The organism is Ruegeria sp. CE12, assembly GCF_056537525.1.
Genome location: NZ_JBQFRS010000004.1, coordinates 239,165 through 253,786 on the forward strand (window position 1 = coordinate 239,165; position 14,622 = coordinate 253,786).

The window sequence follows — 14,622 nt, forward strand, 5'->3', positions numbered from 1 at the left end:
GCGCAAGATTCCAGAGGGCCTGCAAAGAATAGGAGGATACATGACCATTAACACACGCTCTGGCCCTCAGCAGCTAAGCAATCCGTCGCTTCTAGCGCCACACAACTTCTCCCAAAAATATATAACCAGCCCCATATATCGTCTTGATTAACTGAGGGTTTTTGGGATCTTCACCCAGCTTGGTCCGCAATCGGGAAATACGTACATCCATTGCCCGATCAAAGCTTTCCCCGGCGGCACCGCCCAGCATTTCCTGCATCTGGGCCCGACTGATCAGACGTTTCGGGCTTTCGAGGAACAATCGCAACACCTCACCTTCAGCGTGGCTGAAGGTGGTTTCGGCACCGGTCTCATCTTCCAGCACATAACGGTCGAAATGGGCCGTCCAGCCGTTGAATCCTGCTGTTTCCGAGCTTTGCGCCTGCGCTTTTGGTGAACGTAACCTCGCGCGGATACGCGCCACCACCTCGGCCGGATCAAAGGGTTTGGTGATGTAGTCATCCGCTCCAAGCTCCAGCCCGGTCACCCGGTCCTGAACCTGTGCACGCCCCGAAATGATGATCACCGCTGCCCCCTGCTCCAGCGCCAGACGGTGAACCAGTGCCAAACCATCCGTATCCGGCAAAGACAGGTCAACCAAACAGACATCCGGTGTCACGCGCTTGAGTGAGGCTTCGAACTCCCGCGCGCGGGCAAAGCTCTGTGTACGAAAGCCGGCCTCTTCCAGTGCATCAGTCAGAATCCGGCGTATTTCAGGCTCATCGTCAAGGATGGTCACCAGCGGTTGGGTCATCAGGCAGCCTCGGTTCGGATCAGGGCAGACAATTGCGTATCGGTAAACGGCTTTTGCAGCACCGGCGCAAGGCCAAGCGCGCGCCGATACAACGGGTCGTCATGGGGCAACGAAGTCATCAGGATACAGGGTACGGAATGGTTCAGTTTCTCGACAAGATCGATACCCGTCCCCGCACCCTCCAGGCGGATGTCCGACAGCACAAGCCCGATATCACCGATATCCTTGGTCAGGGCCAGCGCCTCATCGACCGAAGTTGCCTCGATCACCGAGCAGCTCAGTTCGATAAGCATATCGCGGAACTGGCTGCGCAGTTCATCGTTATCCTCAACCAACAGCACCAATCCTTCGCGTACCGGAGGTGCCGGTCGGTAGGGCAAACGCAACACAACGGACGCACCCGACGGGGTATTACGTAAGTTCAGATCTCCGCCTGCCAGCTTGACCGTGTCATAGACCATCGGCAGTCCCAGCCCCGAGCCATCACTGCCCTTGGTTGTGAAGAATGGGTTCAGCGCCTTCTTCAATGCCTCGGACGAAAATCCCGGGCCGGTGTCTGAGACGGTGATTTCGATCCAGATGTTGCCAATTGCATGGGCGCTGATGGTGATCTGACCGGATGGTCCGCAGGCGTCGCGAGCGTTCAGCACCAGATTCAACAACGCATCCTGCACCATCCCCGGATCCAGCATCAATGCCCCATCCGGAAGTGTGTTTACCACTGAAAGCCCCACCCCGCGCGGCAGAGAGGGGGTTGCCAGAATCCGCAAATCCTCCAACAGCGCCTTCATGTCTGTTGCTTGTGGATGGGGTGTTCTGTTGCCCGTCATATCAGCGATCCGGTTCAACAGTTGCCCCCCGCGCCGGGCGGTTTGTTGGGTGGCTGAAACAAGCTCGGCCGCATCATCGGGCAGGTTCATCCGGTCCAGCTTGGCCTGCATCCCAAGAATGATGGTCAAAAGGTTCGAAAAGTCATGAGCCAGCCCGCTGGTCATCTGGGCGGCCATGGCGCGCCTGCGTGTCTGTTGCAGCGCGACGCGGGCTTGCGTCTCTTCGGTAATATCGACCGACATCACGTATACACCACCCTGCTCATCGGGGGTGAACGAGACCCGGATACGGCGAGAATCCTGATCCTCGGTGAACTCGAAAACCGAAGGCTGGCCGGAATAGGCCCGTTCCAGATGCGGCTCCACCCTGTCGAAGGCCGCGGCACCAAGAGCTTCGGAAATATGCAGACCCAGAATCTCGGACGGTCGGCCCGGCATCACGGAACTTAGGCGGCGATTAGAATAGTCATAGCGACCACTGGCATCCAGATGAGCAATATGCGCCGGCATCATCTCGGTCGTCATGCGCGTCCGCGCTTCGATCTCAGTCAGCTGCCGCTTGGCTTCTTCCAGCGCCGTGATTGTGGCGGCCAGTTTCCGGTTTGTTGCCGACAGCTCCTCTGCGTGGCTCAAGAGCTGACCGGACAGTTCTTCGGATCGGGCGCGCAGCAATTCTTCAGCCCGTTTTGTACCGGTGATATCAGTGTAAACCGCAACCCATCCGCCAGCCGGCAATGGCGCACCTTCGATCGAAATCACCTGCCCGTTCGGACGGACGCGTTCCATGTAATGCGGCTCGAACGCCAATGCCTGTTCAACACGGACATCGACCATTTCATCGACATTCTGATCGTCACCGTATTCTCCGCGGCTGGCAAGAAAGTGAATCGTGTCGTGAAACGACGCCCCGGGCTGCACGAGCTTATCTGGCAGATCGAACATTTCCTGAAACCGGAGGTTACTGACAACCAGCCGCAACTGACTGTCATAGATCGACAGCGCTTGACCGATCAGGTTCAACCCGGCGGTCGTCATCGCCTTTATACGCTGTTCGCTTATGTCCAAATCGTTCCTCCCCGGGACATATGCGTAACATCAGATCTGACGCAGGTGTAGAGGGAACGGATGCGACCTGTTGGCCCCTAGGTTTTTTTGCGCGCGATCACCCAGACCGGGTGATAGGTCAGCGATACGCCCTGCGGCGTAGCGAAGGCTCGATTGTAGTCCTCACAGAACGCGGCCAGAGTGGAACGCGTCCAAACTTGGGCCGCGCGGCCATTCACACCCGTTTTCCGCAGATGGCGGAGTACATGATGAGGGGTGTCGAACCACAACTTGCGACGTTCCTGCCAAAGGTCCACGATCTCCATCTCGTCTCCGGCAGCCTTCAAAGCCTGAGCCAGAACATCGGGTCCACACAGACCCGGCGCCCTCGAGCCCGAGCCAAGATGCACAAGCTCAGCATACTGATCCTGCCCAAATCCTGAAATCGCCAACCAGCCTCCGGGGGCGAGAGACAGGGCAGCGCCGGCCACTACATCCTGCGGAGTATCCAGCCATTGAATCGTCGATGTCGATACAATCAAATCCTGCTGCACCGGCCAGACTACATTGCGAATGTCCCCGGATCGAAACTCAGCACCCCATAGATGGGCAGTTTCGCTGGCTTCGGGCATCAGGTCGTTCAGAATGACGTTTTCCAGACTGAAATGCTGATGCAGTGCTTCGGTAAGATGCCCGGTCCCGCACCCGATCTCGAAAACAGAGCTGTATGAATTGGGTGCACCCAGATCGGACAGGCGTTGCGCCAGTTGCTGCGCGATCCGGGCCTGCTGACCTGCTGAATCATGATAGCTCTGGAAACTGCGGCTAAAGCTGCGCTGCACACGCGCGGAAGTCATGGCGTTCATGCGAACCACTCCTTCCAGCTTTGGCCAGCAAGAAAAGGCTGATGAGGGGCATCAATCAACCGAACCCGTTCTGCCTGCGCGTGCCACGCCGTTTCCTGCGATTTGGTGGGGATAATCCTGTCCCGCTTGGCGATCCAGATACGGTCGAATTGCGTGTCAGGTGCCGTACCACGTTGGGCGATCACCCTAAGTTCATCCTGAGCGGCAGCAATATCCAATGCCGGGGGCGTACCATTCAAACCAGCACGACGGCAAAACCGGGCAAAGCTGGCGTCGGTCAATACGTCAGCCGTGGCCTCAACAGTTTCAGGAGAAATGCCCCGTTCGACATCAGCCGGAAACAGCGTCCCGTTCACCGCCACCAATTGCGAAGGTTTCAGGGGCACAGACGCCAGCCAATGTGCAGCGGATGCAACGCCAAAGGAATAGGCCAGCAGTCGCACCTGATCGTAGCTGCTGGTTTCAGACAACTCATCCGCAAGGTCGCGAAAGTCATCTACGACCAGTACATCCGCTGCCCCATCAAGCAAGGCGAACGGCGCAGGCCCAAGGGCCCACCCGCCAAAAACAAGGGTCAGTTCAGACCCGCCTTCGCGCGCCAGCCAATGCCGTCTCATCCATCCCCCCTTGCGAGGGCGACCATCGCTGCCGTGACACGGCTCAGGTCATCCGGAGAGATAATGTAAGGCGGCATGCAATAGATGTTGCGCGCAAAGGGTCGAAGCCAGACACCGGTTTCCGGTGCACGCTGATGGGCGATGCGGGGATCAACGGTGTCTTTCATCTCAATCACGCCAATTGCGCCGAGCACCCGAACATCTGCAACACCGGGCAAATCCCGGGCTGGCGCAAGTTCAGTGGTCATCTGTGCCTCGATCTCAGCAACACGTACTTGCCAATCACCACCATCCAACAAGCCAAGGCTTGCAATGCCCGCCGCACAAGCCAGCGGGTTCGCCATATAGGTCGGGCCGTGCATGAACACACCCGCCTCGCTGTCGCCAATGCCGTAAGCCACTTTCCTACTTGTGACCGTCGCGGCAAACGAAATGTGGCCGCCAGTCAGCGCCTTACCCAAACAGATGATATCCGGCGTAATCCCCGCGTGATCAATGGCGAACAGGCGCCCTGTTCGACCAAAGCCAGTGGCGATCTCATCGAAGATGATCAGAACATCATGCGCGTCGCACAGTGATTTCGCCCCACGCAGCCAATCGGGGTGATAGAAATACATACCGCCGGCACCCTGCACAATGGGTTCAAGGATAAGCGCCGCGATATGATCGCCCTTTTCCTTCAACAACTGCTCAAGCGCGGCCAACCCGTTCTGAACACCATCATCAACCCAGTCATCACCCAGCCGAACCTGAGGACGCGGCAGGAAGTGCTGGATCGACAGAGCGCCCCGGAACAGGCCATGCATCCCGTTGACCGGGTCACAAACGCTCATCGCCTTCCATGTATCGCCATGATAGCCGCCGCGGATGGTGGCAAATTCGACTTTACCGGTCCGCCCATGGGCCATTTGGTATTGCACAGCCATTTTCATCGCGACCTCGACCGAGACCGAGCCACTGTCGCAGTAGAAAATGCGGTCCAGACCTTCGGGCAGCATCGACACCATCTTTTGCCCAAGCTCGATCGCAGGATTGTGGGTCAGCCCGCCGAACATGACATGGGGCATCTGCTCCAGCTGCTGCTGCATCGCGGACACGATGGCCGGATGACGATGACCGTGGATCGTGCACCACCAAGATGACATGGCATCGATCATTTTCGTACCATCTTCGCGGAACAGGTAAACACCTTCGGTGCGGTCGATCAGATGCATCGGGCCGGGATCGGCCACGTTCGTGTAGGGATGCCACAAATGGCTTGCATCAAACTCCAGCGGTGTCACAGGGCACTCCGGATTTTGTCCATGTCGATGGCCTGAAACGCCTGTGTGAGGGTTGCGCTGTTCAGATTGTCGATCATGTCCAAGCGCCCCAGATGCGGAACATCGGACATCTGGATGATGGTCTCTTCAACATCGGGTTCAGCTGCGCCGACAAAGGCTACACCGACAACCGGACAACCGGCATTGCGCAATGCCATCAGGGAAAGGGTCGTGTGGTTGATTGTCCCCAGCGCGGTGCGCGCCACAAGGATCACCGGAGCCTTCCATCTGGCAAATAGGTCAAGATAATAGGCCTGTCGGGTGAGCGGCACCATGATACCCCCTGCCCCTTCGACCACCAAAGGGCCATCAACATCAGGCAATGCCAGTCGATCCAAATCGATCTCGACACCCATATCCTCGGCCGACAGATGGGGCGATGCTGGCATATCCAACAGGTAGGTTTCCGGCAGCACCGGCTGGCCGGACAACTCTGCCACGATCTGGCTGTCGGTTGCGTCCTCCAGACCGGATTGAACCGGTTTCCAATAGTGCGCACCCAGAGCTGCGGTCAGCCCGGCTGAGAAGACTGTCTTGCCTATTCCGGTATCGGTTCCGGTCACGATCAGCGCGGTCATTGGGTATCCGTTTGCTGGTTGGCGATGGCCTGAAACAGGGCCGTAATGTCGTCGTTTGTTACATTGCCCGTGATCGACACGCGCAGGCGCGATGTGCCTCGCGGGACGGTTGGCGGGCGGATGCCTCTTACGTCAAAACCAAGTTCCTGCAATTGTTCGGCACGCCTCATGGTTGGTTCGTCGGCACCAATAATCACGGGCACAATCTGGCTGTGAAAACCGCCCAGTCCACATAGGCGCTGCGCCTCTGAATGCGCATGGGCCATCAGATCCCGGGCGTGAATTGTCAGCGCATAGCTTTCCTGTAGTGCTTTGATCGCAGCGCGAACCAGGGCCGCATCAAACGGGGACGGGGCAGTGGCGAATATGAACGGACGCGCCCGGTTGATCAGGGTATCAATCATGGGCTTTGGACCACAGATCAAACCACCGCTGACACCCAATCCTTTTCCACATGTATGCAAGGTCAGAACCTCGGCAACCAACCCATGGGCCAACCCTTGTCCCTGAGGCCCAAAAACACCTGTTGCGTGGGCCTCGTCCACGACCAGCACAGCGTTTTCGGAGCGGGCAAAAGCCGCCAGTTCAGCCAGAGGTGCAAGGTCACCCTCCATGGAATACACGCTTTCCACAGCAATCCAGACCTGACCGTCATTACTGGCCCGCCAGTCCGCCAGAACCTGACGCGCCGCGCTAACGTCGTTATGTGGAAAAGCGAGAGTTTGCGCCCGTCCCAATCGCATCCCTTCATGCGCGCTGGCATGGACCAGCTCATCATGCAGGATCAAATCGCCCGCAGCGGGAAGTGTTGAGAATATCGCCTGATTGGCCTGAAAGCCACCGCCCATGAACAGAGCCGCGTCGGCACCAAAAAACGCCGCTGCTTCAGCCTCCAACCGCTCATGCTCGGGATGGTTGCCACGCAATAGTCGCGAGCCACCTGAACCCAATGGAACGCCCCGAGCCAGCGCGTCCTGCGCGGCTTGACGCATCAGATCCGACCCCGCGAGTCCAAGATAGTCGTTTGACGCGAAATCCAGCCCCTGACGGGGCGCAAGCTGACGCAGGCGATGGCGTGTTTTCAGCACATCCAACGCCCGGTCCAGCCTTGCGGTGGCTGTCATTCGGCAGCCTTCAGGCACGCTTCGGATTCAGGTTCCATAGGCTGAATACCCAATTTGGCGAACAGCAGCGCATCGCTGCTTTCTTCGGGGTTCTCAGCTGTCAGCAGCGTATCACCCGCAAAGATCGAGTTTGCACCGGCAAAGAAACACATCGCCTGCATCTCGTCGCTCATGTCGCTGCGGCCAGCGGACAGACGTACATGGGACTTTGGCATCATGATCCGGGCCAGCGCGATGATGCGAACGAACTCAATGGGCTCAATAGGCTTGGCATCGGCCAGCGGGGTGTCCGCCTGAGGCATCAGCATGTTGATCGGAACCGAATCCGGCGCTTCGGGCAGATTAGCCAGGGTCACCAACATGTCGATCCGGTCTTCGCCGTTTTCACCCATGCCCAAAATACCGCCAGAACAGACCTTCATGCCCGCCTCGCGAACGCGGTTCAGCGTATCGATCCGATCGGCGAAAGTACGGGTTGTGATCACCTCGGGGTAATACCGTTCCGAAGTATCGATATTGTGGTTGTAGTAGTCGAGCCCGGCATCCCGCAGCTGAACCACCTGATTGTCATCCAGCATCCCCAGCGTCATGCAGGTTTCCATGCCCATTGCCTTGACGCCTTCGATCATGGCAACCAGCGCATCCATGTCGCGGGCCTTGGGCTCGCGCCAGGCAGCGCCCATGCAGAACCGGGTCGACCCCGAAGCGGCGGCTTTGCGCGCCTCGCTCAGAACACGTTCGACCTCGATCAGCTTTGACGCGCTGAGCTTGGAGCCGTTGCGGGCAGATTGCGAACAATAGGCGCAATCCTCGGCGCAGCCCCCTGTCTTGATTGAGAGCAATCGGGACATCTGCACCTTGTTGGGATCAAAGTTCTCGCGATGAACGGTTTGAGCCCGGTAAAGAAGATCCATCAGCGGCAGGTCGTGAATTGCCTGCGCAGTTTCGCGCGTCCAGGTGTTCGATGTAGCCGACATTTTATAGATAATTTTTCCCGATGATTCAGATTCACTCGGGTTTATCAATAAAGTCGAAAAACGCAACAACTTCGATGTCACAGGCAGGGTTCTGCCTGTGACTTATCGAGGACCAGTCAGCCGTGCAGAGGTTTACCCTGCGAAGCGCGATAGGCTTCTACATATCCCCGTGCGACCGAACGGACGGCGCGCCCAATCTGGGAATAGGCCTCGTCCGGAAGATTGGCGAACGACACCCGCGCGGACCAGCCAGGCGCGTCAAAGCCGCTGCCGTTCAACAGAACGATGCCATAGTCTTCGGCCAGCTTGAACGCGATATCCAGCGGATGAACGTTCTGCTTGATCCAGTCGACGACATCCTCGCCAACATATTTCCGCAACCAGAACTCGAAATCGATAATGCCGTAATAGGCGTCGTAGTTTTCGCCTGCATCCACCTCGATCCCCATCGCCTCGGTCAGCATTTTGAACCGGCGATGCACCAGTTCCATACAGGCAGTCTGATAGGCTTTCTTGGTATCCACCAACTCGCACAACGAGAACAGCGTCATCATCATCTGCTGTGGTAGGGACAGACCCGCCGTATGGTTCAAGGCTACATCCCGGCTGTCGGCAACCAACCTGTCGATGAACCTGATGTCGCGCGGTGTCAGACTGAGTGTGCCATAGCGCTTATCCAGCTTCTGTTTGATCTCCTCGGGGTGATCGGCCAGTTTGAGGTCAAAGATGTTATCCTGTGCGACGGCGATGACACCAAGCCGCCAACCAGTGCACCCAAAGTACTTGGAGTATGAATACACACCAATCGTGTTGCGGGGCACATACCCCATGACGGATGTAAAATCATGCACGAAGGTGCCGTACACATCATCTGTCAGAACGATCAGATCAGGCCGGTGATTTTCGACAAGATCGGCAAGCTTTTCCAGCGAAGGTTTATTCAAAGCGACCGAGGACGGATTGCCGGGATTGACCAGAAAGAACGCTTTGACCTTGGGATCCTTAAGCTTTTCAACCGCCGCATCAGTCAGCTGAAAACCATCTTCCTCATCCGTTTCGACATGTACGGATTCAAGGCTGTAATCCTCCAGCTCGGGCATTTCGAGATAGGGCGTGAAGATCGGCGTGCAAAGCGCAATAGTATCTCCGGGGTTCAACAGCCGGTTGGCTTTAAGCGTCTTGAAGATATAGCACATTGCGGCTGTGCCGCCTTCGACCGCAAACAGATCGAACTGCATGTCTGGTCGGCGCCCCGAACACATCGCCCACATCAGGTATTCATGCGCGATGACGGCGTTGTGCTTTAGAATACGGTCCGGCACGGGATAATTGTCGCCGATGATCGAATCCGTCAGTTCGTGCACGAACTCATCGGGGTCAAAGTCAAAGGCCGAAATCGCATGGGCGACCACCTCAAGTAATGTGTCAGTGCCCGGCATATCTGCATTGGCGCTGGCCCATTCCTGCAGCCGATCATGGCAACCGGCCATTGCTGGCATACCGCCGATTCCGGCTGGATGGTTCATGACACGTTTGGATTCAGTGACCGCGAATTGTCCCAGCGCAAAAAAGGCCTCGCGCGGGCGGGTCGCCACCCAGTTCGGGTTTCCGCGACCTGCGTTCAGGAAAGCGCTGTTGGACTTTCTCGCTTCGGCCGAAGCCAGCTGGATCAGTTCATCCTTGATCTGAAACGGGCTAAGCGCCTCGTAGTCGTGCAGCTTTAATCTGTCCATTGGTCAAACCTCTCCAAATCAGCTCAATATCAAAACAACGACCATACCAAAGATGGTCAGCAGTGTGTTGCCGATGGCATAGGGCATACCGTAACCAAGGGCAGGAATGCGGCTCTGCGCGGCCTCCTGAATCATACCCAGCGCGGCTGTTGTCGTCCTTGCACCTGCACAGGCACCAAACAGAATGGCCGGGTGAAACTTGAACACGTAATGCCCGACATAGACCGAAAAGATCATCGGTAGCGAAGTCGCCACGATCCCCCAGAGCAGCAGAGCGATGCCCGCCTGCTGCAAACCGGCCACGAACCCCGGCCCTGCCGATATACCGACAACAGCAATGAATACGTTCAGCCCGAGGGTGTTCATCAACCACAGGGAAGGCGCAGGAATACGGCCAAAGGTCGGGTGCACCGTGCGCAGCCAGCCCAGCACCAGACCCGCCAAAAGCGCGCCCCCGGTCGTCGACAGGCTAATGGGGAAACCGCCCATCATGATCGCCAGCGTGCCAATCAGCCCACCGATGAAAATACCCCATCCGACAAAGGCCAGATCAGTAGTGTCGACAGGACGGTCGGCATAGCCGATCTCGGCAATCGCCGCTTCGACATGTCGCTTGCTGCCAAGGATCGTCAGGATATCGCCGCGGTGCACCTCGGTGCCGGGCAAGAGAGGCAATTCCAGCATGTTGCGCGACAGTTTTGAGACATAGACCCCGCGCGCGACCGGCAGCTTGCCCAACTCTTCTAGCGTTTTACCGTGCAGGTCCTTGTTTGTAATCAGGACATCCAGTTTTTCCGACGGAATGCTCAGCAATTCGGGTGCATCCGCCTCTTTCAGACTCGTTTCCAACAATCCAACCAGATCACCGCGACGGCCCGAAAACATCACGACATCACCGGCCTGCAACACTGTGTCGGCGTCAACCTCGATAATCTTGCCATCCCGGCGCAGACGTTCGGCGTATATCCGAACACCCGGCAGCAGGTCCTTGACCGGCTTTCCAAGCAGATCGCTGCCGTCCGGAATTTCAAAGGCGCGCGCTTCGATCGCGCGATAAGCTGAGACTATCCCGTCGCCAGTCTCGACTGCTGATGCACCGCCAAGCTTGGCCTCGTATTCTTTGCAGGCAGCCACCAGATCGACCCCGATCAGCCGCGGCCCGATTTTGGCGAGGATAATCGCGGAACCGATTGTTCCGTATATATAGGTCACCGCATACGCGACAGGAATTTGGTTCGCATATTTCTGCGCTTCATCCGCAGGTAGCCCCAGCTGATTGATCTGATCAGTCGCCACACCAATGGCAGCAGAGATAGTCTGAGATCCGGCATAGAAACCCGCAGCATAACCGAGTTCCAACCCGGCAATCTTGGCGGATATGAGCGGGACGATCAGACACAAGGCCAGAACACTGAGCGCAAAGAATACCTCTCGCGCGCCATCAACCTTGAGGCCGCGCATGAATTGCGGACCAACACCATAGCCGACGGCAAAGATGAACATGATAAAGAAGGTCGATTTGACGGCTGAATCGATATCAATATGTGCCTGACCTATCACAACCGCCGCCAGCAGCGTACCGGTGACCGACCCCAAGCTGAATCCCATGAACTTCCATGGCCCCACCAGAAACCCAATACCGATAGCCAGAAACACCGCCAGTTCAGGATAGGTTCGCAGAATATTCACAAACCAATCAATCATTGCCCACCTCCCACATTCAGGCTCGGAACGCGCCGAACTTGTGGGCAGGCAGAACACCAGAAACACCGTACCGTTCTCTGGAATTCCGAGCCGCCCGTCCGGCCCAATTCAATCAGAACAGGAAATCTTTGAGGTCACGATACCCTAAGTATCGGGTTTGTCTAGAATTATCCGAATATCAGAAAGTTTATGGCATCATGCTGCCGGAACCCGGAGGCGTAGATTGTGTTAGCGAACAGTGTCGAGCAAAAGCAAAGCCCTAACCCACTTTGCTATGTCTGGCGGCCAATATCACAGCAGGACTAACAGACGGGTGTATTTAGCCCCATCTCGATAAGCGCAAGGCAACCAAATCCCGTCTGGGTTGTTTGGTATCCGAAAGTAAGCCACAGTATTGGCACACGCTGACACGCGCAAAGTATCGTGCGAGGTCGGCTGACGCACCGGGCAGGAGGCGTTCGTTTTGCGCGAGAGTTTTTGATAGACGGCGACACGGCAAAGCAAGGAACCAAGGCACTAAACCGGCCCCTGCTGGGTATAAACTTCTTTGCAGGCGACGTCACCGCAGGGTTTGGGCCGTATCTGGCAATTTATCTGCTGGCGCAGTTGCACTGGTCGCCGCAAAGCATCGGCTTTGCACTTGCACTTGGGTCCATCGTAACCGTTCTGGCACAGACCCCGGCCGGGGCGCTGATCGACTGGACCGATGCGAAACGCGGCTTGATGATCGCATGTGTTACGGCGGTCGGAGTGGCCGCGCTTACTCTTGTCATCTCTGACCAGAAATATGCCATCTACGGTGCCCAGACCACGATGGGTGTGGCGTTGGCCTTCCTCGGGCCATTGATCGCCGCCATTACACTGGGTGTGGTTGGTCGAGAAGCCTTTACGCGGCAAACCAGTGCCAATCAGGCATGGAACCACGCCGGCAATGTCGCTGCCGCGGGAATTGCCGCCGGTCTCGCATTGGCAGGTTTTGTTGACGGGGTGTTCGTACTGATCTCGGTTATGTGCGTGGGCATGATCGGCTGCACACTTTTGATCAAGCCATCGCAGATCGATCACGAAGCAGCGCGCGGTGGCGTAGCTGAGGATAGTACCGGTCAGGAAAAGCCCAGCGGATTTGCCACGATCCTCAGCGACAAACGACTGATCATTTTCGGCGCATCCATTGTTCTGTTTCATTGCGCAAATGCCAGCATGCTGCCCCTGGTCAGTCAAAAGGTGGCCAGCGGCGGCGACACCAAATCAGGGATCGCCTTTACGTCGGCCTGTATTATCTCTGCCCAGTTCATCATGATTGGGATGGCGGTTCTGTGCGGTCGCACTGCCGATAGCTGGGGGCGCAAACCCCTGTTCCTGCTCGCGTTCTCGATCCTGCCAGTTCGCGCTGTTCTCTATACGTTGACAGATAACTCGGTGGCGCTGGTGGCAATCCAATCTCTGGACGGGGTAGCAAATGGTATCTTTGCAGTGCTGTTTCTGCTGATCGTGTCGGATGTAACCAAAGGAACCGGGCGCTTTAACGTGGCGCAGGGTGCGCTGGCGGCGTTGGTCGGTGTTGGTGCATCAGCAAGCAACCTGATCGCCGAAGAAATTGTACAGCTAAGCGGTTACGATACCGCCTTTTACTTCTTGGCAGGCGTTTCACTGCTGGGCGCTTTGATTTTTGCAACCCTGATGCCCGAGACCGCGCAACACGCGCGTCACGATGAGAACAGCGGCGAAAGCCCGGAGACCCCGTAACCTTCAACAACAAGCCGGAGAGAACCTCGTGTCATTCAGCCTTGTGGTTTCGATTGCCGTCTTCACGCTTATCGCGATACGCGAATGGCTGCCCTCATTTCTGAAAATCTGGCACGTGATGACGGCAGGCGCGTTTGTTCTGATAGCAACGGGAACCATAACACCCAAAACCGCGCTGGACGCGATTGACTGGAACGTCATGCTGTATCTCTTTTCGGTCTTTTCCATAGGTCGCGCGTTGTATGAAAACGGCATCTCGCACCGCATCGCGGGCTGGATGGTGGGCTGGCGCACCCCCGGTGTTTCTTTGGTCGCGTTCATGATGTTGTTTGCACTTGTTGCAGCCATACTAACGAACGATGCCGCCGCAATTATCGGAACTCCGATCGCACTGATGCTGGCACATCAGACCGGTGCAGATCAGCGCACCTTTCTGATCGCCCTTTGTGTGGCAGTTACCATCGGCAGTATGACAACGCCGATTGGCAATCCGCAAAATCTGCTGATCGCCGCCAGTGGCGAAGTACCAGCACCCATGGTGACCTTTGTTCACTGGCTGATCGTTCCAACCCTTATCTGTCTTGGCGGCAGCGCGCTGTGGCTTTCCAAGCGAATGGTGGTGACAACACCAGAGGGTGGGTCTACCGACATGACAGACATCACCGAAGGCACACAATGGCCTGTCCTTCTGGCCATTGCTGTTCTGGTTGTTCTGGTCACTGTCGAGAGCATTCTGGCAGCGACAGGATCGGATTTCGGTTATCCGCTGGGTGTTGCCGCCGCGATCGCCTGCCTGCCCGTGTATCTGTTTGATGGCGCACGCGTGAGGACTTTTGTCCGTCTGGACTGGCCGACGCTTGTGTTCTTTGTCTCAATGTTCGTTGTAACTGGTGCACTGCTCGATTCCGGGTCACTGCAATCCATTCTGGGTGAAGAGCGCGAACACATGAACGAGCCGTTGGTGACGGCCGGCATCAGCTTTTTCGGCAGTCAGATCTTTTCGAATGTACCCTTGGTGGACATGTATCTGAAGTTGTTGCCGTCCTTTGAAGTACCCAACCTGATGATGTTGGCCGGTGTATCAACATTGGCGGGCAACGTGTTCATCATCAGCGCAGCCAGCAATGTCATCGTGCTTCAGATGGCAGATCGAATGGGTGCCACCGAGGTGACATTCACCCAGTTCATGAAGGATGTCCTGCCCATCGGCATCGTGTCGACAGGCGTGACAATCGGATGGATTCTGCTGTTAGAGACACATCTTTCAGGCAAAACCTTCTGACAATAT

The 14,622-nt window shown here is 56.9% G+C and carries 12 protein-coding genes; 2 read left to right on the top strand and 10 right to left on the bottom strand.

Annotated features, from left to right (window positions below; all coding sequences use genetic code 11):
* Nucleotides 1-91 precede the first annotated feature (91 nt).
* From ACR0IO_RS12140 to aspT, 10 genes are all read right to left on the bottom strand, one after another.
* Complete coding sequence (locus ACR0IO_RS12140) at nucleotides 92-793, bottom strand: response regulator transcription factor (RefSeq protein WP_480741914.1); 702 nt, start codon at nucleotides 791-793, stop codon at nucleotides 92-94.
* A complete protein-coding gene (locus ACR0IO_RS12145) occupies nucleotides 793-2,688 on the bottom strand; it encodes a PAS-domain containing protein (RefSeq protein ID WP_480741915.1) in 1,896 nt (631 codons plus the stop codon). Before ACR0IO_RS12145 ends, ACR0IO_RS12140 begins: the two co-directional genes overlap by 1 nt.
* Nucleotides 2,689-2,765: 77 nt before the next feature.
* Nucleotides 2,766-3,533, bottom strand: coding sequence for a methyltransferase domain-containing protein (locus ACR0IO_RS12150; protein ID WP_480741916.1), 768 nt, complete (start codon nucleotides 3,531-3,533; stop codon nucleotides 2,766-2,768).
* Complete coding sequence (locus ACR0IO_RS12155; protein WP_480741917.1) at nucleotides 3,530-4,150, bottom strand: pimeloyl-ACP methyl esterase BioG family protein; 621 nt, start codon at nucleotides 4,148-4,150, stop codon at nucleotides 3,530-3,532. Before ACR0IO_RS12155 ends, ACR0IO_RS12150 begins: the two co-directional genes overlap by 4 nt.
* Nucleotides 4,147-5,433, bottom strand: a complete 1,287-nt coding sequence (bioA, locus tag ACR0IO_RS12160) for an adenosylmethionine--8-amino-7-oxononanoate transaminase (RefSeq protein WP_480741918.1) — start codon at nucleotides 5,431-5,433, stop codon at nucleotides 4,147-4,149. Before bioA ends, ACR0IO_RS12155 begins: the two co-directional genes overlap by 4 nt.
* Nucleotides 5,430-6,050, bottom strand: coding sequence for a dethiobiotin synthase (bioD, locus tag ACR0IO_RS12165; protein WP_480741919.1), 621 nt, complete (start codon nucleotides 6,048-6,050; stop codon nucleotides 5,430-5,432). The genes bioA and bioD overlap by 4 nt, the downstream gene beginning before the upstream one ends.
* Nucleotides 6,047-7,174 (bottom strand): 8-amino-7-oxononanoate synthase, encoded by a 1,128-nt coding sequence (locus tag ACR0IO_RS12170; protein WP_480741920.1) that lies wholly within the window; start codon nucleotides 7,172-7,174, stop codon nucleotides 6,047-6,049. The genes bioD and ACR0IO_RS12170 overlap by 4 nt, the downstream gene beginning before the upstream one ends.
* Nucleotides 7,171-8,151 (bottom strand): biotin synthase BioB, encoded by a 981-nt coding sequence (bioB, locus tag ACR0IO_RS12175; protein WP_155148352.1) that lies wholly within the window; start codon nucleotides 8,149-8,151, stop codon nucleotides 7,171-7,173. The genes ACR0IO_RS12170 and bioB overlap by 4 nt, the downstream gene beginning before the upstream one ends.
* Before the next feature lie 116 nt (nucleotides 8,152-8,267).
* Entirely contained in the window at nucleotides 8,268-9,884 is a 1,617-nt protein-coding gene (locus ACR0IO_RS12180) for a bifunctional aspartate transaminase/aspartate 4-decarboxylase (protein WP_480741921.1), read from the bottom strand.
* A gap of 18 nt (nucleotides 9,885-9,902) precedes the next feature.
* Nucleotides 9,903-11,588 carry an aspartate-alanine antiporter gene (gene aspT, locus ACR0IO_RS12185; protein WP_170333404.1) on the bottom strand — a complete coding sequence of 562 codons (1,686 nt, stop codon included), beginning with the start codon at nucleotides 11,586-11,588 and terminating at the stop codon, nucleotides 9,903-9,905.
* A 477-nt stretch (nucleotides 11,589-12,065) separates the two neighbouring features.
* Between aspT and ACR0IO_RS12190 the strand changes: the two genes are divergently transcribed.
* Both ACR0IO_RS12190 and ACR0IO_RS12195 read left to right on the top strand, forming a co-directional pair.
* On the top strand, nucleotides 12,066-13,334 hold the full coding sequence (locus ACR0IO_RS12190) for an MFS transporter (protein ID WP_480741922.1): 1,269 nt from the start codon (nucleotides 12,066-12,068) through the stop codon (nucleotides 13,332-13,334).
* A gap of 28 nt (nucleotides 13,335-13,362) precedes the next feature.
* Nucleotides 13,363-14,616 carry an ArsB/NhaD family transporter gene (locus ACR0IO_RS12195; protein ID WP_480741923.1) on the top strand — a complete coding sequence of 418 codons (1,254 nt, stop codon included), beginning with the start codon at nucleotides 13,363-13,365 and terminating at the stop codon, nucleotides 14,614-14,616.
* Nucleotides 14,617-14,622 lie beyond the last annotated feature (6 nt).